The organism is Vibrio ulleungensis, assembly GCF_016900875.1.
In the GTDB taxonomy this organism is placed as follows: Bacteria; Pseudomonadota; Gammaproteobacteria; order Enterobacterales; family Vibrionaceae; genus Vibrio; species Vibrio ulleungensis.
This window is the reverse complement of record NZ_JAFEUM010000003.1, coordinates 319,509-338,925: the sequence shown is the minus strand read 5'-3', so window position 1 is coordinate 338,925 and position 19,417 is coordinate 319,509. Positions and strand designations below refer to the sequence as shown.

Annotated in this window: 18 protein-coding genes and 2 pseudogenes; 6 read left to right on the top strand and 14 right to left on the bottom strand. The window is 45.5% G+C overall.

Annotated elements, in window-relative coordinates:
• Window positions 1-2,283, bottom strand: a complete 2,283-nt coding sequence (locus JQC93_RS10175) for a multiheme c-type cytochrome (RefSeq protein WP_236009462.1) — start codon at window positions 2,281-2,283, stop codon at window positions 1-3.
• Between the two features lie 199 nt (window positions 2,284-2,482).
• On the opposite strand from JQC93_RS10175, the gene JQC93_RS10170 reads away from it, so the two are divergent.
• On the top strand, window positions 2,483-3,229 hold the full coding sequence (locus tag JQC93_RS10170; protein WP_205158322.1) for an NlpC/P60 family protein: 747 nt from the start codon (window positions 2,483-2,485) through the stop codon (window positions 3,227-3,229).
• 7 nt (window positions 3,230-3,236) lie between these two features.
• Here the strand turns inward: JQC93_RS10170 and JQC93_RS10165 are convergent, their stop codons facing one another.
• On the bottom strand, window positions 3,237-4,034 hold the full coding sequence (locus JQC93_RS10165) for a hypothetical protein (protein ID WP_205158321.1): 798 nt from the start codon (window positions 4,032-4,034) through the stop codon (window positions 3,237-3,239).
• A gap of 293 nt (window positions 4,035-4,327) precedes the next feature.
• Between JQC93_RS10165 and JQC93_RS10160 the strand changes: the two genes are divergently transcribed.
• A complete protein-coding gene (locus tag JQC93_RS10160) occupies window positions 4,328-4,951 on the top strand; it encodes a sugar O-acetyltransferase (protein ID WP_205158320.1) in 624 nt (207 codons plus the stop codon).
• Here JQC93_RS10160 and ubiG read toward each other — a convergent pair.
• From ubiG to JQC93_RS10145, 3 genes are all read right to left on the bottom strand, one after another.
• On the bottom strand, window positions 4,948-5,694 hold the full coding sequence (gene ubiG / locus JQC93_RS10155) for a bifunctional 2-polyprenyl-6-hydroxyphenol methylase/3-demethylubiquinol 3-O-methyltransferase UbiG (RefSeq protein WP_205158319.1): 747 nt from the start codon (window positions 5,692-5,694) through the stop codon (window positions 4,948-4,950). The genes JQC93_RS10160 and ubiG overlap by 4 nt on opposite strands.
• Before the next feature lie 176 nt (window positions 5,695-5,870).
• A complete protein-coding gene (locus JQC93_RS10150) occupies window positions 5,871-7,046 on the bottom strand; it encodes a MalY/PatB family protein (RefSeq protein ID WP_205158318.1) in 1,176 nt (391 codons plus the stop codon).
• Window positions 7,047-7,344: 298 nt separating this feature from the next.
• Window positions 7,345-7,899, bottom strand: a complete 555-nt coding sequence (locus JQC93_RS10145) for a carboxymuconolactone decarboxylase family protein (protein WP_205158317.1) — start codon at window positions 7,897-7,899, stop codon at window positions 7,345-7,347.
• A 321-nt stretch (window positions 7,900-8,220) separates the two neighbouring features.
• Between JQC93_RS10145 and JQC93_RS10140 the strand changes: the two genes are divergently transcribed.
• Window positions 8,221-8,808, top strand: coding sequence for a TetR/AcrR family transcriptional regulator (locus JQC93_RS10140; protein WP_205158316.1), 588 nt, complete (start codon window positions 8,221-8,223; stop codon window positions 8,806-8,808).
• A 148-nt stretch (window positions 8,809-8,956) separates the two neighbouring features.
• Here JQC93_RS10140 and JQC93_RS10135 read toward each other — a convergent pair whose 3' ends face one another.
• Both JQC93_RS10135 and JQC93_RS10130 read right to left on the bottom strand, forming a co-directional pair.
• Window positions 8,957-9,631 carry a fibrobacter succinogenes major paralogous domain-containing protein gene (locus JQC93_RS10135; RefSeq protein WP_205158315.1) on the bottom strand — a complete coding sequence of 225 codons (675 nt, stop codon included), beginning with the start codon at window positions 9,629-9,631 and terminating at the stop codon, window positions 8,957-8,959.
• A gap of 285 nt (window positions 9,632-9,916) precedes the next feature.
• Entirely contained in the window at window positions 9,917-10,654 is a 738-nt protein-coding gene (locus JQC93_RS10130; protein WP_205158314.1) for an alpha/beta fold hydrolase, read from the bottom strand.
• 180 nt (window positions 10,655-10,834) lie between these two features.
• Here JQC93_RS10130 and JQC93_RS20465 point away from each other — a divergent pair.
• Window positions 10,835-11,042, top strand: a pseudogene (locus JQC93_RS20465) (short chain dehydrogenase); the annotation flags it as partial.
• A 148-nt stretch (window positions 11,043-11,190) separates the two neighbouring features.
• On the opposite strand, the gene JQC93_RS10125 reads toward JQC93_RS20465, so the two are convergent.
• The 3 genes from JQC93_RS10125 to JQC93_RS10115 form a co-directional block, all read right to left on the bottom strand.
• A complete protein-coding gene (locus JQC93_RS10125; protein ID WP_205158313.1) occupies window positions 11,191-11,886 on the bottom strand; it encodes a hypothetical protein in 696 nt (231 codons plus the stop codon).
• Between the two features lie 43 nt (window positions 11,887-11,929).
• Entirely contained in the window at window positions 11,930-12,478 is a 549-nt protein-coding gene (locus JQC93_RS10120) for an NADPH-dependent FMN reductase (RefSeq protein WP_205158312.1), read from the bottom strand.
• A gap of 111 nt (window positions 12,479-12,589) precedes the next feature.
• Window positions 12,590-13,075, bottom strand: a complete 486-nt coding sequence (locus JQC93_RS10115) for a GNAT family N-acetyltransferase (RefSeq protein ID WP_205158460.1) — start codon at window positions 13,073-13,075, stop codon at window positions 12,590-12,592.
• 191 nt (window positions 13,076-13,266) lie between these two features.
• Here JQC93_RS10115 and JQC93_RS10110 point away from each other — a divergent pair, with 191 nt between their 5' ends.
• On the top strand, window positions 13,267-13,899 hold the full coding sequence (locus JQC93_RS10110) for an SDR family NAD(P)-dependent oxidoreductase (RefSeq protein WP_205158311.1): 633 nt from the start codon (window positions 13,267-13,269) through the stop codon (window positions 13,897-13,899).
• A gap of 238 nt (window positions 13,900-14,137) precedes the next feature.
• Here JQC93_RS10110 and JQC93_RS10105 read toward each other — a convergent pair whose 3' ends face one another.
• From JQC93_RS10105 to JQC93_RS10090, 4 genes are all read right to left on the bottom strand, one after another.
• Entirely contained in the window at window positions 14,138-14,458 is a 321-nt protein-coding gene (locus JQC93_RS10105; protein WP_205158310.1) for a DUF4144 family protein, read from the bottom strand.
• A 346-nt stretch (window positions 14,459-14,804) separates the two neighbouring features.
• Entirely contained in the window at window positions 14,805-15,500 is a 696-nt protein-coding gene (locus tag JQC93_RS10100; RefSeq protein WP_205158309.1) for an SDR family NAD(P)-dependent oxidoreductase, read from the bottom strand.
• 223 nt (window positions 15,501-15,723) lie between these two features.
• The gene (locus JQC93_RS10095; RefSeq protein ID WP_205158308.1) at window positions 15,724-16,230 is read right to left on the bottom strand and encodes a GNAT family N-acetyltransferase; all 507 of its coding nucleotides are present in this window, start codon (window positions 16,228-16,230) and stop codon (window positions 15,724-15,726) included.
• 139 nt (window positions 16,231-16,369) lie between these two features.
• Window positions 16,370-16,960 (bottom strand): cold shock and DUF1294 domain-containing protein, encoded by a 591-nt coding sequence (locus JQC93_RS10090; protein WP_205158307.1) that lies wholly within the window; start codon window positions 16,958-16,960, stop codon window positions 16,370-16,372.
• Between the two features lie 664 nt (window positions 16,961-17,624).
• On the opposite strand from JQC93_RS10090, the pseudogene JQC93_RS10085 reads away from it, so the two are divergent.
• A pseudogene (locus JQC93_RS10085) lies at window positions 17,625-18,733 on the top strand (IS3 family transposase).
• Window positions 18,734-19,417 lie beyond the last annotated feature (684 nt).

Genomic DNA, 19,417 nt, shown 5'->3' with positions numbered 1-19,417 from the left:
TTACTGCTTTGCTCTTAATTCATTGACGGCTTCTTGAGGCGCGACTTTCTGCAACTGCTGTAAGCAGCGATTGGCGCTGCTGTGTTTTGCATCAATCATCACATCACAAAGCGCATAGAGGTATTGGGGATTATTGGTCAGTTGATAAGCACTGCCCAACGCCTTGACGCTTAACGCCTTGTCAGACTCTCTGGAGGCCAGACCAAGCACATACCAATATTGTGCATTTTGCGGATCGAGCTCTGCCGCTTGCTTAAGCTGTTCAGTAGCCCCTTCATAGGCTTGTTGGCGCACCAAATTTAGCCCATAGGCATAATGTAATGTCGAATCGGCTGCACCCGCTGCAATGCCTTTATCGAACAGTTGTTGCGCTTGTAGATCTTTCTTTTGAACCCGATAAAGGTCCGCAAGATTCACATAGCCAGAAGAGCTATAGGGCTCAACCATAATCGCCCCTAAATACGCTTGCTCAGCCTCATCTAACCGGCCTTGGTTTACATAGACGTTACCAAGGCTGACTCGACCTGCCGCTCTATCGGAATTGTAGTGCTGCACGTCAATATACTCATTAAGTGCAGGCTGTAATTGCTGTTTTTGAGCTGGAGTTAACTGCTGCCAAAAGCGCGATAGTGAGGCCGCGGCTTCAACGCGCACTGCAAGAACATCATCTTCTAGCAAAGGTGAGACCACTCGCCACGCCACATCGACGGGAAACAGCTCAGCACCAGTAACGGCGCCAACACGGATCAGCTCATTGGGATCTTTTGCTCCACGAGCCACCGCCACCAGCGAATTTTGCGATGGGTACTGAGTTAAGCGCTCCAGTGCGGATGCGCGGATTATCGCAGCTTCGTTTTTGTTCTGCGCAATGTACGACAACTGACTTTCCGCTTGTTGAACGCCTTGCTCACCCGCTGTAAACCCTTGCGCAAAATGGTCGCTGTCTAAATAGCGTGAGTCTGGGAACCACTGCTTGAGCGTATCGTACGCCCATTGATCATCTTGCTTGGGATCATTGGGCTGATGGCAGGTCACGCATACATTCGGTGTACCCAGCGACAGGCTAAGATCTGGCCTTGGCACTTGCCAGCTGTGGTCGCGCCTTGGGTCAACCTGCATGTAGGTCGTTTCAGGCATATGGCAACTGGTACACATTGCCTCCTCACTGCCGACTTCGTGCCGACTATGGATCTCATCGTTATAGTGAGTAGGCATGTGACACTGACTACACACAACCTCTTCCGGCATAGCAAGTTGCGCGGTATGTGGATTATGACAGTTCGAGCACACCACCCCGTTTTCGGCCATCGCCGATTGTAAAAACGAGCCATAAACATAGTCTTCGTCAAATATCTGACCATCCGCATGGTACAACGCCGGCTCTAACAAATTGAGTCGGTAACGGTCAGACAGCACGCCTTGCACATGGTCTGTAGAATCCGATATCTGAGTTCGTCGACTGTGGCACTGCGCGCACACCGTAACTTGGTCAGTCGCTTGAATAGACTCTGGATGAAGCGTACCCTCGCCATCAGCAAGCAGCCACTGACTGACGGCTTTGTCGAGATTGCGATTAAAACCGGCATGGGCTTGCAACGCATCAGGGATAGCTTGCCCCGATTTATCAAGCTCTGCCCACTGCATGTGATCACTGGCGGGACCATGACAGGCTTCACAACCTACATTGATTTCAAACCACGAAGTCGCGTAAGTATTGGTGCTGACGTCATAGTTCTTTTTTAAATCGGTAGAGTGGCAATCGGCGCACATGTAATTCCAGTTTTGGCCAACATTGGTCCAGTAAAAGTCGTGGCTTGGATCAGACATGTTGGGGTATAAGTGGAACCATCGTTGCCCCCCTTGCTCGTGAGAGCGTGTATCCCAAGCAAACGGGATCAGTTGCACTCGGCCATCATCAAACTCCGTCATGTATTGCTGGAGAGGCTCAAACCCAAAAGTGTAGGTGATTTCGTAGTCATGAAAGGCGCCATCGGGTCCTTCAATATTGACCCAATACCGATCTCCGCGGCGAAAAAAGCGATTGGTTTTTCCGTTAAACTCTAACTCGGCATTGTTAAAGTCACCTTGCACAGCATCATCACTCATGTGGCTCATTGCCATATCATGATGAGAGCCTTGCCATTGGTCGTACTCTTGCTGGTGGCACTCAATACATTGTGGAGTCCCAACGTATTCAGCGGCTAGTCCCTGCTTTGATAGACTCACTAAGGCCAATATGGTCCAAACTAACGATTGAACCAACCCCATTTTTAGCATTGCCATGTGTCACCTTAAGTGCAGAAAATCCATTTCTTACGATGAAGTATTGACCAAGTACCTAATTAAGTCACTGAAATTATGAATTAAATCTGCAGCAGTATCACTAAATCCGTTAGCAAGGAGCTCTCTCGCAACGCTCATCATCTTTACAAATTGCTATTCAGGGCTAGGCTAATACAAACCCTTCTATCTTGAGGGCGATATGACTCCCTTGCAACTGCAAACCACGCTAACAGATTTAGGTTACGCGTGCGGCCCTATCGATGGTGTGATGGGTCCATTGACAAGACAGGCTATTAAACTGTTTCAAGCCGATCATGATCTGACGGTGGATGGCATTGTTGGCAAGCGCACGTTATCGCAGTTACACAAACGTGTGGCGCAAGCACCTGCTTCTGACTCACAAACGCTCACTCAAAGTGATGACAGTATTCACGATTTAATCCCCCTAGCGTTGCCTTGGCTGCACTGCGCGCATCACTTAATAGGCACACAAGAAGTGAGCGGCACTGGATCCAACCCGACAATAATGCAGTGGGCCAATTATCAACAGATGCCTTATTACACCGACGATGACATTCCTTGGTGTGGCTTATTTGTCGCCCATTGCGTATCCAGCCAATTGACTAATGAACCTTTACCAAGCATGCCATTGCGGGCGCGAGCATGGCGCACATTTGGCCAACAATGTACGCCTCAGCTTGGGGCCATTATGGTGTTTTGGCGAGAATCGATCGAAAGCAACAAAGGGCATGTTGGCTTTTATTGGAGTGAGGACGACGACACTTACCACATACTTGGTGGTAATCAGTCAAACAGCGTGACGGTGGCCAAACTAGCTAAAAGCCGCCTGCTGTGCGCGCGGTGGCCTATCACTTCGCTTACCGCATCAAGTCAGGTCGTCATCGCGAAGCGCGGAGACGACCCTATTTCCCAAAACGAAGCGTAACACTGAGCTAGAGAAGGTTTAACAGTCGCTGCGCGACAGGCCGTATCACGTCGTTATCGGACCAATATTTGGTGTGGCTTAGGGGGTTCCAAGAGGTAAACAATCCCCCAGCGTTGATCACGTGATCGTTCACAATATTAAAGGACGGATCAAGCTGCTTAAGCGGCCAACCGAGAACGTCATCGGCGTCGTAGTAGTTATCCCACCGAAACATTGAGTTGGGAGCTTTAAAACACGATCGTTTATCTAGCCCAGAGGTAAACAGCGGAATATTACATCCAGTCGTGACTAGGTTTCGAAGGCCCTTTAACTTTATGAAGTTGAGCTCGTCGGGGTCCATACCTGCGGTATCTTCAAAGCTATGCTGGTTATGAGCGGCATCCCACAAGTAATTGGAAATAACCTGGCAGCCTAGAGAGTGCGCAACAATAATCACTGGCTTAGTACTGTCTTTGCCAACATCGATAAAGGCCTTAGACAGCGCCGCTTGTATTTGCTGCTGTACACGCTTGTATTTTACAGCGTCTCTTTGTGCACTATGCTCGAGCGAGCCCGCATCCCCAAAGCCATACAAGAAGAATTTTCTCACCCGAGTACAATCGAGATCGTTATCTTCGTTGTTCACCATCTTCTTCCATAACGCATTTTGAGGCTTCTGAAGATCTTCTGCATAGTGGACCGCGTGAAACGCAACTTTCGACCATTTTTTGCCTAAAAGCTTCTTCACGCCATCTTGCAAATCTTCGTAATAGTCATCATCGACTTCCCCCATTCCGTGCAGGGTGATCATTGCTGCGTCTTTCATCGCGCTCTCCTTTCTAGTTAGCTGACAACAGCTTAGTCAAGCTAGTAGGAATTTTCCCTAGCACTAGTGGGTTATTTGCGTGTAACAAACGGCGAGCTTATGACGGATGCTTTGCGCAGAGCGCGCTTTTTTTGTCAAATCAAAACAGAGTCATCGGGCAGCAGCTCATACTTTCAAAATTTAGTTATCGAAAGCATCCTAAAGGGATGGCTTAATGGTGAGGTGAATCTTAACTTAGCTGGCGTAGTCACAGCGCGGTTGCTACGACCTCATTCTTACCCACAAGGTTTAACATGACATTTATCCAACAAATCACCTCAGACAAGCATTGCATTCACCAATTTAAGCGCGAAAACTTGCACCATCAACACAACGCCAAGAAGTTGTGCTTCGAGCTTAGCCACACCCATCCGGATGATCATGAAAGCAAACAAAATATCTATCGCGCTCTGTTTGGCAACGTGGGAACGTTCATAAGTATTGAGTCTGGGTTTCGATGCGACTATGGATTCAACATTCATTTTAAAGGGTTTGCGTTAATCAATTTCAACACCGTCATTTTGGATACTTCACCGGTGACCATTGGCCATGGCGTGCTAATAGGCCCTGGAAGTGTCTTATCTTGCGTTGGTCACGCTATCGATCCCGAGCAGCGCGTAGAAGGCGGATTATACGAATCGTCACCCATCACGCTAGAAGATCGCGTTTGGTTAGGTGCTAATACCACGCTTTGTAGTGGCGTTACCATTGGGGAAGGAACCATCATTGGTGCTGGCAGTGTAGTCACTAAAGACATCCCTGCTGGTGTAGTTGCGGTAGGCAACCCATGCCGAGTGGTGCGCGACATCACCGAACAAGATAAATGGCATTACGCTGAGGAGCTAGAGCTTAACACTCCCAACGAACATTCTGATTAGCGTGTCACCGACACCAAATAGTTGACTGCTGTCGATGCTGTAGTTCGCCACTTTTTAGTCAGTGGATTGTAACTCATGCCTGTTGCCCGGCCGAGGTGGAAACCCAGTGGTTTTAAGGTGTTCTCCAGCTCTTGCGGGGTAACAAAAGCGCGCCAATCATGAGTACCAATAGGTAAGGCTCTAAGCACGTACTCCGCGCCGATGATGCCAATCAAAAAGCTTTGCCAAGTACGATTGAGCGTAGCCAGAATCATCATCCCTTGCGAATGAACCAGTTGTGCGCATTCTTCAAGTAGCTGAGATGGATCTGGCACATGCTCCAACACTTCGGTATTAAGCACCAAATCGAAGTGTTTGTTTTCGCTTAGCATCTCTCCACTTAGGCAATGTCTGTATTCAAGGTTATCAATACCTTTTCCGTGGTGGGTTGCTACCCTGACATTGACGTGGCTGGCATCAATACCAACCACCCGATGCCCAAGCTCTGCCAGAGGCTGAGTGAGCAACCCAGCACCACAACCCACATCGAGTATCGATATAGACTTGTCACCAAAATGGTCAATAATCTGCTGCTGGATATAACCAAGCCTGACTTGATTAAACGCCAATACTGACGAAAAACGGCCATTAGGATCCCGCCAATCATGTGCAAGCTGATCAAACTTAGCCACTTCAGCCGCATCAATGTTGGCCGAGTGAGCGCCGTTTTTGGCAGGAATAGATAGCCGATTTTTCAATAACATGCTTTTCTCGCTAAATGAGTGTTCTTTAGGTTGTTACGCATTGCCATAAGGCTTAGATCACGATGCCTGAACCTGAACATTAGTTAATCGGTCAATATTCAGACATCCAATCTAGCCAGTTACACTGATTGAGTAAACGGTAGAATCCTTTAAAAAGCTAATGTCACTCTACTCAATTACGAGCGGCTGTCGAGCGCGGTTTTTAACAGTTGCAGTGATGTTTGCACTTGTTCACGTGGCGCAGCAAAGTTCATGCGATAGAAGTTCTCGTTAGGCTCGCCAAACCATGTACCTGGCGTTAGTGCCATTTTTGCTTGCTTCGTTAATAAAGACTTAAGCTCGTTAGACTCTAATCCTAAACCAGAAAAATCAAACCAGATTTGGTTTGTACCCTCAGGCAAAAATGTCGTCACATCCGGCAATTCTGCCTTCATAAATGAAACAATCCAATCGCGTGTCTGCTGAGTGTACGCCAAGAACCCATCAAACCACTCTTTGCCGTGCTGATAGGCTGCGATAGTCGCGTAGGTGGAAAACACATTGCCGTGATCCAATGACATCGAGGCCGTGGTTGCCTTGATTTGCTGTCTCAAGGACTCGTTATCACTGTAGATATAGCCGTTAGAAAGGCTATTTAGTCCAAAGTTTTTGGCTGGCGACCCCAAAATGGTGAGGCTGTTTTCATAGCCTAGCGAGGCGACCGAGGTAAACGTCGATCCTTCAAACACAATATCGGCATGCACTTCATCGCTGATCACCAGTACATTGTGTTTCCTTGCAATACTGATCATTGTCGAGAGTTCCGTTTGTGTCCATACTCGCCCAACTGGATTATGCGGATTACACAATAGCACCATGCGCACATCGCCACTTGCCAACTGCTGTTCAAACTGCTCGACATCCATCACGTAACGTTGATTGTCGATGGACAGGGTATTGCTGACCGCCTTACGCCCTGCCGATTCTATAAGGCGACGAAACTGGTGATACACCGGTGTTTGAATGAGAACGCCTTCACCAAGTTGGGTAAACTCACGAATAAGCAGTGCGATAGCACTTAATACTCCCGGCACCTGCACAAAGTGCTCTGGGTTTAGTGCCAACTGATGGCGATCACGATTCCAGTCACTGATCGGCTGAAACACGGTTTTTGAATCAAACTCGTAGGAGTACGTTTCGCGATGCACCAGTTGTTGCAATGCATGGCTGATGGGTGACGCAATAGGAAAGTCCATGTCAGCAATCCAATAAGGCGTAACCTGATCCGTGCCATACACCTGATTAAGCATAGTGCTATCGTGTTTAATGAATTTGTCAGTGATGTCGCGGCGATTTGGTGTGATTTGAAACATGTTTTAAAAAGTCCTCAATAAGTTTTGATATCACTAAGACGTAGCCGCGTTTAAAAAGACGACTTTTTTTATTAGAAAGTTAAAAACACTCATTCATCGCAATCGTTTCTATATTTCCACGGCCTAAGCCTAGCTAAGCGCGCACCTTAATATCCAATAACAACAAACTCAGTAAACGCGAGCTGAAAAAATCATGAATCGGTTTTGCAAACATCTCCGACATTTGCGTTTCTGCTAAATGTAAAAAGGCTACTCCCATTGGAAGTAGCCTTTATAAAACCGATTAGACTTAGGTCTGTTACGCTTTTTTAGTCCAAGCAAATTGCTCAAATAGTGGACCTGTAGGGGTTTTGGCAACGTGGTTGGTGTAGTTACTAATCACCTTTTGCGACAAGCCTAAAATCACTTCCAACACTTGCTGTTGTCCGTAACCAGCGGCAAAAAAGGCGTCTAATTGCTCATCGCTGACGTTGCCACGTTGACGCACCATAGCGAGCGTAAAATCATGCAGCGCTTGCAGTTTAGCCGTTGGCATTGCGGTCTCATTGCGCAGTGCTTCTGTAAGCGCTGGGTCAACCTTCATTGAATGCGCAATCGCGGTGTGTGCAGGCACGCAAAACTGACACTCGTGCTCTACGTTAATGGTTTGCCACACAACGGTGAGTTCTTCTGCGTCAAATGAGCCGTTGGTAAATTGCTGATGAAGCTGCTGATAGGCTTTCAGTGTTTCTGGTGACTCCGCCATAACAGCATATAGGCCTGGTACTGCCCCCATCTGCTTAACCGCACCTTCGAGCATAGGTTTGCTGTTTTCTGGCGCTGTGTCTACTGAATGAAATGTGAATTTGCTCATCGTTGTTACTCCTAAAAAATAGCGTCATGCCTTAAAGCACGTAATGGATTTCTTTTGTGAAATCGGCTTAGGAAGCGCGTTGCTCCCTGTCGATGAAATGAATCATATTTAAAAATGAACGATCGTTCAAGTTGTATTTTGAACAATCGTTCAAATTCGTATAAAAGTGCGCTTATCCATCTGATATTGTTGAATTAAAAATTTAATTAGGTGGGCCACTCTACGAAAGGAAAAGAAAGCGCACGCGATTTGTTCTTTACCTCACGCAGTGCTCGCCTTACAATTGAACGAGTGTTCATTTTCAGAATAGTAGGCGTTATAGTGGCAAAAACAGCAAAATTTGATCGTCAAGAGGTCATAGAGAAAGCCACCAATCTGTATTGGAAAAAAGGCTTTCACGCGACGTCCATGCGCAATCTACAAGATGAAATTGATATGCGACCTGGCAGTATCTATTCTGCGTTTGGCAGCAAAGAGGGTTTGTTTAAAGAGGCGCTGCGCAACTACACCGATATGGGTCTAGCACTTGTTGCGCACTTAAAAACAGAGCACAGCGATCCGCTAGAGGTACTAAAGGCGTTCGTTAAAGCGCAGGTCATCGACACCCAAAGTGATGCGCCCAATGGGGTTTGTATGTTGGCGAAAACTATGGGTGAGTTAACCGAAGAGAATCAAGACCTGTTAGAGGTGACCAAAAGCCACCTTGCAGAGATTTCTAATGAGTTTGTTGTGCTCATAGAACAAGCGCAGAGCAATGGCCAAATTGATGTCACCAAGAATGCACAAGAGTTGGCTAACCACGTGCAAATCCAAATCACCGGATTACGCACCTTTGCCAAAATCAACAAAGATCAATCGTTGCTCCATGCCAAGATAGACGACATTTTTTGTCACCATCCGTTTGTGTAAACACGTAAAGAGTGCAAAGTACAAACGAGATGAGTTGAGCTCTGAATCTCGTGCTCAGCATAGAGAGCATAAGCTTTTCACCCAAGCATAAGTCAAGCGCTTAACTCAATCTTACAGGCGAATTGAACTCCCTTGAACTGAGAGCGCTCTAGTCACTCTCAATCTTTACGCAGCGCACTGAAAACATATAGTCTTTGGTGCTTGTGGCGCGGCGAATCTCCCCTTTATGAGCGTTCCACCACGAGTATGCCAGTGTTCTGATCAAGGCTTTATTTTCCGTTACGCTGGTGGCGACCCAAAATTCAGTGTATGCCCCTTGAGTAATGTAAAAGCCATTCCACTTTACGCCAGCAGGACGTGCAGAGAAGTGATGCTTATTGAGTAATGAGCGGTCAAAGCGTTTAAACAAGCCATCGTCTTGTGCTTCTTTTAATTGAAACCCTAAATCTTGCTCCTTGCCACGCCAGCCCATTTTATCTAAATCGTGTTCAGGCATTCCAATTGTGCGCTCTAGCTGTTTCCAGTCGTCGTCGGTTGCCACGCGCCAACCAGCGGGACATAAGCCTCTTTCATCCGCGACGTCGTGCCAGTTATATAAGCGTCCGTATTTAAGTAGGTTATCTTGGTCATCTTTGACGATGGCGCCAGATCGCACATCGGAGCCGTCTTGAAACTTGGTGACTCGTAAGTTTTCTGCAAGCCAAGTCTGCCCACCAATTTGCACGGTGCGATAGTGATTACCTTCGCCATCTTGAACTGTGTCATTTAACGGTTGCAGTGCTGCGTTTCCATCACTTGCCAAAGAAGAAGCGGCTATTACCATGCTGATACCTATATATAGAATGCGTTTAATCAATGTGATCTACCTGTTGGAGATTCAAGTTATACACATTAGTGCTAAATCATCTCTAATAACAGGCGAAAAGATCTCTATTTCTTGCCTATTCGTCGCTATAGCACCATTTTTGTCAAATCAGAGTGGGTTGCTTTTTTACAACGCCGCACCGACTGGATAATTCGAATTGAACCTTAAAGCGTCCTGCACAAATACACCTAACCGATTATTGGCTAGCTACCTTGCTTAAAGGCTGAGTGTTCCATAAACCTGTTAATGGTTGAACCGGCCATGTTTTAGAAAGTGCACTGTTTGCTCAGCCACCTCTTTGTTATAGCGCATGTTTGAGTGGCCAACCTCAATCTCAATGAAATCTTTCATATTGATTAATTTAGTAGACTCTACCGAAACCAATCCGTCATTTGGCCCTGAAAAAGCATCATTGGTCAGTATCATGCTTTTGGTTCCTGCAATGATACCTATATTGCTATCGATGAGTTCTAATTGGTTTCCTAAGCTATTTTCGCCTGTCACCAAAGCTTGGCTTATCTCTCCACCAAACTCCATCACCCATGAGCCGTCATAGTGATCGGCAATTTCGCTCCCTTGGTTAGGTGTGCCCATTAATACAACGTGCCCCAAGCGACTGCTGTTGGTTAATTCTGGATGATGTTGCAGATAAGAGCGACTCACCAGTCCCCCTAAAGAGTGCCCAACAAAGTGCACAGTAGGTGCATCAGAGACGCACTGATCAATTTGCTTGGTGGTTACCTCTAATACAGACGCCACGGTTTCACCAATGCTCGAATAATCCAGAGTGCACACCGCAAAACCTTCATCTTCAAGTCTGCGCTTAAAAAGCCACATCGCCGTATCACTGCGACCCAATCCGTGTGCTAACACAACCACCTCATTTTCTGAGTGGTTTTCCGTGGCCCCGATTACCGAGCCCACAAAACCTAAATACAAACACGCGGACAGGCTTATCAAAATCAACAATAGTTTTTTCATAGTTCTTTACTTGTTTCGCGACGACTTGTTCGCCTTCACTGCATCTCAATAGTTAGCATTATACTGTCCAATTAGCCCTAAAAAAGAGCAAATCGTCTTTTAAAATTGCCTATTTGTCTCAGTTCGTTTTATTTGTGAAAAGTAGAAAGTTCGATTCGGAGAAGAGAAGCATTGAGCACTATCGATACCTTCGCTAAATGCGTCGCGTAGCAAATATCTCGAGGTACTCGTATTAATCTCTACTCCACGCGTGCTTGCTGAAACATGGAGTGTTTATGGTGAAATGATACCAGGTTTTGAGCCTGTCCCAAGCCAATGGGTTAGTAATGCGTTTGAACATTCGGTCAACGGCTCTATAAACGGTGAAGTGTTGTTTGTTGATGCTTAATCATCACTGACTGCGTTTAATTTGAAAGCACATCACTAACTGATCTGCTTTTGTTGTTTCAAATAGAACCATTTGAATAAAAGTCGTTGATGCAACTCTAATGACAGGACGCCTAGCTACTTCAGCTAGATAACTATTTATTGCGCTTCTAAGCCCTGAGCTTCTTTAGTGCAGTCTTTAAAAACTGCGTAAGATTCACCGGAATAATCACAAACAGTGCAACCCCACGGTTAAACTGCGGATTCAGCTTGCAGTAATACTGGATCTCAAGCTTGTTGCTGGTTTTAAACGACTCGAGCTCGCTGTGCGAGTAATTGCTGACCCGATTTACCGGCACTAAACAGCGCAAAGCTGCACTATCGCTTACCTCACCGTTTGGATTAAAAAGCTCGAAGAGCTTATTAGGCGCAGTATGATCGGGATGCGGCCAAACTATGCCCGTATTTTTGGCAATAGCACGGTACATGGCAGGACTGAGCATTGTATCGGCGTAGTAGATTTTCTTCCACGGCGCACGCAGCCAACACTTAAAGCTCTCAGACAACGAAAACTGAAAAGTATTGCTCCCCTTTCGATAGTCGGGAAGAAATCCCGCTGACGCACGAATGACCGTTACCGACGACTCACGGCTAAAGGTTAGCAGGCAATACCCGACTACTTCACCACCATCGAGATACAACCGTAACCTACGTTCAAACGCATCACTGCTGTCAAAGTACTTGGCTAAGTAGTCCTCTGCGCTAACATTTGAAAAGCTAGAGGCAATGATGGTCACAATCGAACGGCGCTCTGAACTCGTTAACCAACGCTTAGTTTGAGTTAGGTTTTTCGTGGCCAACTTCATGCCCTATACTCCCGCGGTTGTAGAGTCACTTGTAGTCTTGGCGTCATTTTGTACCGCGTTGCCCCTCAATAAATTCAACAAAGTGAGCCATGTGTCTTTTAAGTCTTTGTTCGACTTTTTGATCGACAACCTTAAGCTGCGAATCTATGGCCTTATCCACTCCAGTTATCATCATTTCATGCACAGGATGAATGGATGAAAGCGTAGAATCAAACACCAGCTTAATGTGCGCCTGAGCCCTAGCGCCACCAACAGGGCTATTAGCCTGGGTAATGATCGTCACTGGTTTATTCCTCAGTACCGAGTTAAACGCCGGGCGGGAAGCCCAATCGATGGCGTTTTTCAACACCGCTGGAATGCTGTGATTATACTCTGGGGTACAGATGACAAGTCCGTCTGCGCTTTCGATCTCGTGAATAAAATGTTGAATGTTCTCAGGCTTAATTTTGGCCAAATCCTCACAGTAAAAAGGCATGGCATCGAGTTTTGGAAAGCTGTACTCGTGTTCAGGAAAATACGCTTGCACAGCGTTTAAGAGTGCGCAGCTTCGACTTTTTGAGTGAAAGCTACCGGATAACAGGATGAGTTTCATAAAATTCCTAAACGAGTGTCGCGATTGAGTAATGGCTGTTAGTTCATGCAGTTAAGCCTATAAACTCCAAGCAGCAATTGCCATGCATTTATCGCGTAGCGGATTGATTTGTTACGCTTTTAACCATTTGTACATCACATAACTATCAACAAGCCCGAGCTCAGCATGCTTATACGCATTGGGAATAGTGCCTACGATTCCAAACCCAAGCTTTTGCCATAATCTAACCGCGACGTCATTGGTAGAAACAACACTGTTAAACTGCATAGCCTCAAAACCAAGCGCTATTGCTGTTTGCTGAGAATGTTCACACATAAGGCGAGCAATGCCTTTACCTCTAGCTTCACTCGAGACCATGTAGCCGCAGTTACAGATGTGACCGCTTGGCCCCATCGCGTTGGCCTTAATATAATAAGTGCCCAAAACTACATCATTGTCGACATACACAAATGCCTTAATCGGTGTCTTGCACCAGAGGTCGTACGCTTGCTCAAACGTCATATCCGGATTAAACGCATAGGTTTGCTGCGCTTGAATGACCACTGCAAACGTCGGCCAAAACAATTCAAAGTCTGTTTTGGTCATTTCCCTAATCATTATTATTCTCCACGCACACTGCAATTCGCCAAATAGGATGTCATAAAACCAAACGTATATCTTTGAACCATCACCGGTTAGCGATACCAGCGCGAATAATTGGATTTGTATTGGAAACTTGATCTCAGCCATTGCGATCACCACCCCACACATGCAAACTATTCTCATTATCAATTAAGCAAGAGCAACCAATGAAAAACATTGCCATATGGGGAGCCTCAAGCGGCCTTGGCGCTGCTATGAGTGACTACTACTTCGAGCAGGGCTTTAACGTGATAGCCATTGCAAGAAACCCTGCTAAAAACCCAAAGTTAGCCGACAATCAAATCACCACTATTACTTGTGACGCAACAGACAAAGCGCAAGTTCAGCACGCAGTGTCGCTCATCCCAGACAATACAATTAACCTTTCCACAATGGGAAGCTTCAACTCAGACAAGCCCGTCGACTACATCGGCCACCGTTACCTAGTCGACGCCTTGGAACAGAGCACATCAAAACGCCTACTGTTGATCACCTCACTAGGCTGTGGTGACTCTTGGCAGTACCTTTCTGAACGAGCAAAAATCGGTTTTGGCGGTGCGGTGCGAGAAAAGACACTCGCCGAAGCGTGGCTTCAAAGCAGCAGCCTTGAGTTTTCTATCCTAAGACCCGGTGGTTTAAAAAATGGAGCGGTGACGCACTCGGCAGAAGTATCACAACATAGAGAAGTGCATGGCGTCGTAACACGCGGAGAAGTGGCGAGAATTAGCCATGAACTGCTGTTAGATTCAGCAAGCATTGGCCAAATTTTTCAAGTCGTCGACCCTAGCCTTAGCTATTAATATCAGTTGGCGAGAAAGCAGTGACTTTCGTACATCGACTTCCAATGAGCGGGCTAACCTTGAGCGACTCAACTTAGCCTGCTGAAATTGCGCACTAGTGCACCCATCATCAATCGTTACCTCAGTAGTTTCATCAACTGCTGCAAAAAACTTCATAAGACGCTGGCAATAACACCACGTACTCAGCGGATCTCACTGTTAAATTTCCGCGAATTGAATGCGAAGAACGTTTTGATGTTTAGCTTTCCAAGGCAAGTGCCATAATGGCTTTTTGGATAGATGGGAACTGAATTTTCGTAATGCACATTTCGGCTTTTGAGAACTCATGCTCCTGAATTAGCTGAGTGATGAACTCCAAAGATAACGCAGATCCCTCGGGCTCAAATACGTAGCCCTTGCCTTTTTGCTTTACGACATAACACTGACCAGTGCTATCAATTAAGCGATCGGCACTATCCCAAATTAGGGCGTCTAGCTCGCTGATAAGCTGACGTTCGGACGCTAAAAAGAGTAGCTCCGAATCACCTTCTAGCTTAAAAATACATGGCCAATGGATCATACTTCTCCTCCTTACCATAACGCCCTACTGAGCTATAATTGAACGTGTACCAACCCTGTTCGCTACAAGTTAGGCATTCGTCGGTTACTCGGCCTTGAGCCATTGGCTAACTGCAATTATCTTTAATGAACTCTAATGTTCCATCTTTAGACGAATGATGCCAGCTTTGAATTCCAACACTTTGTGCCGCCTTAACATTTCTCAACGTATCATCTATAAATACGCAATCAGAGTAATCGCTGCCAATCAACTCGATAGAACTAGCAAAAAAACGCCAATGCATGCTTAATCAATTCAAACACATTCCACTTTTGCACTTGCTTATGGCGCATCAATTAAAAGGGCCTTACCACGGGAGTTTACCTGTTTCTAAACTGATGAAATCCCGATTCTCCAGTTTATTTTCAGTGACCAACGCCACCAACTTTCTTGCGGATGCTTCAGGAGTCATAAGAGCGTCTTTCGGCGCCATGTCTGTCAGCAAACGGCCTGGATGAATAGAGACAACCTTAATGTTTAACTCTTCCAAATCATCGGCTAGACATAAAGACAGCATATTTTGCGCAGCTTTACTGATTCGATAAGAATAGGAGCAACCACTTCCTTTGGCGGCTGATTCTGACTGCATTGTCAGCGAACCTCGCCTCGAGCTAATGTTTATAACAATCGGTGATAGTGAACGTTTTAATGCATCCAAGCTGCCTTTAACGGTAGTGAGTACCGCAACACAGTTCGTTTCAAACTCTTTTCGCAAAAACTGTGGCTCTGTTTCTGCAAGCGAGGGGGCTTTGGTTCCCGAGCCTGCGTTGTTGATAACAATATCGATAGTGTGACCATTGAGCCAAGCAGTCAGTTTTGATTGGTAATCTTCAGCCGTTAAGTCGCACACCAATACATTGGCATCCGGAAACTGTTTGCGTAGGTTAGCGTGTGATTCTTCCGAACGCACAACCAAAAACAGCGAAAAGCCGATAGTGGAAAACTGCTCAGCGAGTGCCAATCCTAGCCCTCTACTTGCGCCTGTTATCAATACTTTGTTCATCACATTCCTTTGTGGGTTATCACCTTATTTAGTGGCAATATGCATCTGAATTGCAATAGATTTTCACAGCTGCGACTGCGCAATTGGCATCCCCTACTGCGCCGAGTTATGCATTACTCTCTTGTCCAAAATGCTGCGTTGATTTTACCGAACTAAGGACTAACTGAGTAGTTTCAACTCACACCTAGCTATGTTTACAGAATTCGGATTAAAGCATTTGTTATTAAGCAGATTCTGCGTCAAAAGGCTTTTCTAACCACACAGAGCTAATGTACTGTCCGTGCTTCTTCGCATACTCATTGAAAACACCGACTTCTCTGAAACCAAACCGTTTATGCAATCGAAGTGACGCGTCGTTTGGCAATGCAACCGCTGACAATATACGGTGGACACCGCAAGAACGTATGGATGAGAACAGTTGAGTATATAATTTTGAACCAACCCCTTTACCTTTTGCTGTGGGAGCTAGGTACACCGTTACTTCGACTGTATCCTCAAATGCTGAAATATCTCTATATGGCTGGGAACATGCAAAACCTAGCAACTCCCCATCCTTGATAGCCACGAAAAGTTGATGCTTGCTATTGCACGAGAACTGAGAAAACCAGTTTAGACGATTTTCTTGAGTAAATGCGTGCACTTCAAAACGAGCATTAGTATGCTCTATGTAAAAGTTGAAGATGTCAGTAATGGCAACTATATCGCTTGGTTTCCCTACTCTAATTTCCACGTAATTTCCTTTTATCTTCGTGCATTTACATTTACTTGAGGCGAGCGTGAACGTTTGACATGTTTAAGCGATAGCAAGTTCGGCTCAGGTTTGAGAATCACTCTAAAAGTGCCTATTCGTCCACATCAGTCCGGTGGTGCTAGATGAAATTGCCAATTAAATTCTGAACGAACACTGAACCTGATGAAGTGAATGTCCAAACAAATGCGCCAATATTTACAAATATCGTCAGCCACAAAATTGATTTAAATGGCTGTTTTTGGGACTTATGACGAAGTTGATTTTGAGCACACAATGCTCCCATCCAACCGCCAAGTAACGATAAAAGATGAAGCGTGTTTTCTGATGTCCGCCACTTGCCGTTTTGAGCGGCATTTTTATCTATCGCGTACACTGCGTATGTGACAATGGACATCACAATATAAGCTGCAAGGAACAACTTCTCACCACCTAAAATGAACACCGCACTACTCGCCATAACTAAGTAAACGATACTAAACATGATCGTTGAAGGTATTGAGCCGGTACTTAGAAACGTTACCTTTGTGGCGTTGTAACGCCCTTTATTGTCTTCGTTAACGTCAAACTTAACTGCATCACCGACTTTAGGGCGTCGCCCTTTACTTTGAACCGTTGATATATGGAGAAAAACTCTTAACTCACCATTGAATGCTGAAACGAATCCATAACCTTTTGAGTCATTCCACTCTACAACTTTACCTTTGATCATCGAACTCTACTTTTTATTTCTTTATCGTGGGCTTACGCCACATCAAGGCGTGAGTAAACGTGTGCTATGTATGAACGAAGCAAGTTCGGCACGCGTTCGCGAATCGGGCTTGAACGCCTTGTATGGATAATAACTCACTAATTCGGGTAATGTGAGACCCAGGCTTAAGCAGCAACTTAAGCTTTCTATGTAGTAGTTCGATTGAGCGATGGCTCCTCTATTGAGAGACCGATAACAAGAACGAACACTGCGTAGGACTCCAAGCACCACACTCGAATAGTCTTCTGGGTCTCGAACCCGCATTATGCAAGCATGAGTTAGCTTATTATGAATACAAAACCTAATCAAAACATTAATGTCGGTGTTGATACTGGCAAAACACAATTAGATATTTACATCCGCCCTTGTTAAGTGCGTTCTACCACAGCATCTAAAACTGTACTCTGTACTTTCTGAAAGAGAAAAGGCTGAATCTTAGGGTAGGTCAATTCATCGGGTAAACCTTTAAACGATCTAACCTCTGCAATTTCATTTTCAAGAGAATTTTGGTAGCTATGGATCTCTGCAAAATACAATCCACCAAATGTCGTCGAGTTGTCCACTTCCCCTAAAATGAAACAAGCATAAGTAGAGATTTCTGCCAATATTAAAACAGGAGATCACTATGAGAAAATCAAGATTCACGGAAAGCCAAATCGTCAGCATTCTCAAAGAAGCAGATGCCGGTATGAAGATTGAAGAACTTTGCAGTAAACATGGTATGAGTAGCGCCACTTACTACAAGTGGAAATCGAAGTACGGCGGTCTGGACGCATCAGAGCTAAAGCGTATGCGGGAGCTTGAAGAAGAAAACGCCAAGCTTAAAAGATTATTTGCTGATGTCAGCCTCGAGAACCATGCGATGAAGGAGTTGTTCGCAAAAAAGGGCTGGTGACAGCAGAGAAAAAGAGCTGTGCTCAGTTATTGGTTGATTACGGCCTGAGTATACTTAAAGCCTGTGATATGGCGAATATTAGTCGCTCAAGCTACTACCGACCTGATGTTGATTGGCGCCACAAGGATGCTGCTGTCATAGACGCTATAAACGAAGTGCTTGTTAAGAGCCCCAGAGCTGGGTTTTGGAAATGCTTTGGGCGCATTCGCTTTAAGGGCTTTCCCTTCAATCACAAGCGGGTCTATCGTGTGTATTGCCGGATGGGGTTGAACCTAAAGCGGCGAGTAAAACGAGTGCTTCCGCCTCGACCTTCGGTACCATTGGAAGTTGAAGCAAAACCCAAACATCAGTGGGCGCTCGACTTTATGCATGACAGCTTGTATTGCGGTAAGCGCTATCGAACGTTGAACATATTAGATGAAGGAACACGAGAGTGCCTTGCTATCGAAGTCGATAGCTCTCTTCCCTCCTGTCGCGTTGTACGCGCACTGGAGCAACTTAAAGATGAGCGAGGATTACCCGCATAAATTCGCCTAGACAATGGACCAGAACTCATTTCTTCGATGTTGACTGACTGGTGTGTCGAGCATGATATCAAGTTGTAGTATATCCAGCCTGGTAAGCTTCAACAAAACGGATTTGTAGAGCGCTTTAACGGCTCATTTAGGCGAGAATTTTTGGACGCTTACCTGTTTGATTCTTTGGAGCAAGTTAGAGAAATGGCATGGTTTTGGCGTTTGGATTACAACCATGAGCGTACACATGAACGCCTCGGCAACCTGCCTCCGGCAGTTTACCGAGTACAACTAGAAAACTCTACTTTACCACTGTGTCACTAATGTGGAAGTGGACAATTACATCGCAGTTAACTCCTCAGTGTAAGTTTGTGTTGGTCACCAATACTACGTCCAAGTTGAAATTAGACTTGAGAACATCAAATATTACTGAAAGTTTCGATACAGTGATGGGCTCGTCTGATGGTCGCTTTGCAAAGCCAGAACCACTTTTTTTAAGCAGGCTTTTGATTTGGCTGGGACAACTGCAACGAACTCGATTTACTTAGACGATAGTTATAGAACTTTAGAGATGGCCAAATCAATGGGTGTCACGAGCTTGCATTATAAATCAAAATCAGAAGCTCTGTCGTTTGTTAAAGAGCAGTATATGCGACAATCTAGCCCAGACCGACAATCTTCAAACAAACACTACTACCCATGAAGATAGATGTAACAGCCCACAGACTTAATTCGATGTTGTCCTGACAACACATATTCAAAATTGCGCTATCAGCAATTCGGCAGGCTAGAACAGCGCCCCAACTGGGGCTGAAGGGAGAAATATTTATGGTAGTCGGAGCCATTTTACGGCATCCATAAGCATCGAAATAATACTCTTACTCTTTATCCAATAAGATGGCACCTAACATTGCTGGTGTACTGCTGTAGTGGAGTTGTTCTTGTCTCACTAATAGCCATCCTTGGTAATCTTATAGTGGACTAACAGTATAGTGTTCACTTGGCAAC